The organism is Paraburkholderia sp. RL17-373-BIF-A (assembly GCF_046030175.1).
Classification (GTDB): domain Bacteria; phylum Pseudomonadota; class Gammaproteobacteria; order Burkholderiales; family Burkholderiaceae; genus Paraburkholderia.
In genome coordinates this window covers 1-2,532 of sequence record NZ_JARESO010000195.1, presented here as the reverse complement: position 1 = coordinate 2,532, position 2,532 = coordinate 1, and the positions used below count along the sequence as shown (strand labels likewise).

At 63.1% G+C, this 2,532-nt stretch carries 1 protein-coding gene and 1 pseudogene; both read left to right on the top strand.

The window, feature by feature from the left end:
* Positions 1-165 precede the first annotated feature (165 nt).
* Positions 166-1,044 carry a tyrosine-type recombinase/integrase gene (locus tag P0D80_RS49450; RefSeq protein ID WP_408295867.1) on the top strand — a complete coding sequence of 293 codons (879 nt, stop codon included), beginning with the start codon at positions 166-168 and terminating at the stop codon, positions 1,042-1,044.
* An 8-nt stretch (positions 1,045-1,052) separates the two neighbouring features.
* Positions 1,053-2,260 (top strand): annotated as a pseudogene (locus tag P0D80_RS49445) (IS91 family transposase).
* The last annotated feature ends 272 nt before the right edge of the window (positions 2,261-2,532 follow it).

Genomic DNA, 2,532 nt, shown 5'->3' with positions numbered 1-2,532 from the left:
CTAAACCGCTGACGCGGTAGTGGGAGGGAAGCGGAGGTCAGTGCCTGGCGTTCGGTCAGGACGGTTATCGGATGCCGGGCCACGAGGAAGGGACGAGCAGGCGGCCAGGAGCAGCATGGAGGTGCCCGACCGGGCATGCCATCCACTGTTCCCAGGAGGTACGCCATGACACTGCTCCGCCAACGCATGCTGCACGACATGCAGATCCGCAACCTCGCCGACAACACCCAGAAGTCCTATCTGTTGCAGGTTTCCAGTTTCGCCCGGCATTTCCGGCGCTCGCCTGAACTACTCGGCCCCGAAGAGATCCGGGCCTGGCTTGTCCATCTTCGCGAGGAGCGCAAGCTGGCCCCCGGCAGCCTCGGTCCAACGATCGGCGCACTGCGCTTCCTCTACCGCGTGACGCTCAAGCGACCCTGGAGCGACGAGGATTTTCCGTTGCCGAAGAAGCCGTTCAGACTGCCGGTCGTCCTGAGCCTGGAGGAAATCACCACCTTCTTCGAGTCGATCGCCAGTCTCAAGCAGCGCACCATCCTGATGACCGCGTACGCAGCCGGGCTGCGCGTGTCGGAAGCCGTGCACCTGAAGGTCACCGATATTGATAGCCAGCGCATGGTGATCCGTGTGAATCAGGGTAAAAATCGTAAGGATCGCTACGTGATGCTGTCTCCGCGGCTGCTCGAGATCCTGCGACTGTACTGGCACGATGCTCACCCCAGGGAGTGGCTATTTCCGGGCGACATCCCCGGGCACCCTATCACCCGGTCCGCAGTAGCGCTGGCTTGCCGGATCGCGCGCCGGCGCAGCGGTATCCAGAAACCCATCACGCCGCATTCGCTGCGGCACGCCTTCGCCACCCACCTGCTGGAGACCGGCACCGATGTACGCAGGATCCAGCTGCTGATGGGTCATCGCAGCCTTTCGACCACGGCCAAGTACTTGAAAGTGGCAACCAGCACCATCTGTGCAACCTCCAGCCCCTTTGATCTGCTGCCGCACCTCGAGCCGGTCCAGCCTCCGCCCAGTCCACCCGACTATTTCTGAACACGGTCATGCGTGCGGCACTCGAGGTGGCGGACATCTTCCGCCACTGCGGCCCGCAGTACCGGCTAACGCATGCCGGTGTGCTCAGTCGCGCCCAACGGCGCGTGATGAGTGCGATCGAACTGTGCCGCACCGCCGCACTCGGTGGCCATGTCGAACAATGCGATGCCTGCGGCCATCAGCGCATCGCCTTCAACTCGTGTCGCAATCGCCATTGTCCCAGGTGCCAATCGCTTGCCCGCGCCCAATGGCTTGAACACCGCCAGGCCGAACTGCTTCCCGAGGTCGAGTACTTCCATGTGGTCTTTACTCTGCCCGAACCGATCGCCGCGCTTGCCTACCACAACAAGAAAGCGCTCTACGACATCCTGTTTCGCACCAGCGCCGAGACCCTACGCACGATCGCCGCTGATCCGAAACACCTGGGTGCCGAGATCGGCTTCATCACGCTCCTGCACACCTGGGGGCAGAACCTGCTACATCATCCGCACGTGCACTGTGTGGTGCCGGGCGGCGGCATCGCCCCGGACGGCGAGCACTGGATCGCCTGTCGCCCCGGTTTCTTCCTGCCCGTGCGGGTCCTCTCGCGCCTGTTCCGGCGTCTGTTTCTCGAACAGCTGCGCCGTGCCTTCGACACGGGTGCGCTGCATTTCTACGGCAAGCTTGAACCGCTTGCCGACGCCCAGGCGTTCGCCGCCTTTCTCGCACCGGCCGCACAAGCCAAGTGGGTGGTCTATGCGAAGCCTCCCTTCGGCGACGCCCGGCACGTACTCGACTATCTGGGCCGCTACACCCATCGCGTCGCCATCTCCAACAACCGGCTGATGCGCTTCGACGGCGACGATGTCACCTTCCAGTGGAAGGACTACAAGCATGATGCCGCGCACAAGACCATGACGCTCAACGCCGACGAGTTCATCCGCCGTTTCCTGCTGCATGTGCTACCTGACGGGTTCAAGCACATTCGCAGTTACGGCCTGCTGGCCAATCGCCACCGCGCAGCCAGACTTGCCACCTGCCGCCGGCTACTCGGCGGCGTTGCCCCCCGCAAGAAACATCCAGCTTAACGGAAGACTGCCGTGACCGTTACCAGCGACTCACCGGCCGGTCATTACGCGATTGCCCCGCCTGCGGCAAGGGCCACATGGTGTGCATCGAAACCTTTCTGCCCGGCGCACTGCCGCGTGCACCTCCACACATTCACCATGGTCACTGATCCGCTTTGGCGCGACTACCAATCACGTTTCCATTCATTCCTGGTGGCGACTCGCCCGGGCTTGCGTCATCGAGTCTTCGCCGTATACCCACGACCCGGAATCTACGTCATTCATCTCGTCAGAACCACGTTTGCACCACCGTCGCGTCACCGTCGACTCCGCTTCATCGTCGCGCGGTGCCCGGCTAACGTGCGTGGCGCGCGCTGAATGACCGCAGCGACGATTCAATGCCCATACCACGACCGCCTGCGGAGCGGTTCAGCACAAACGG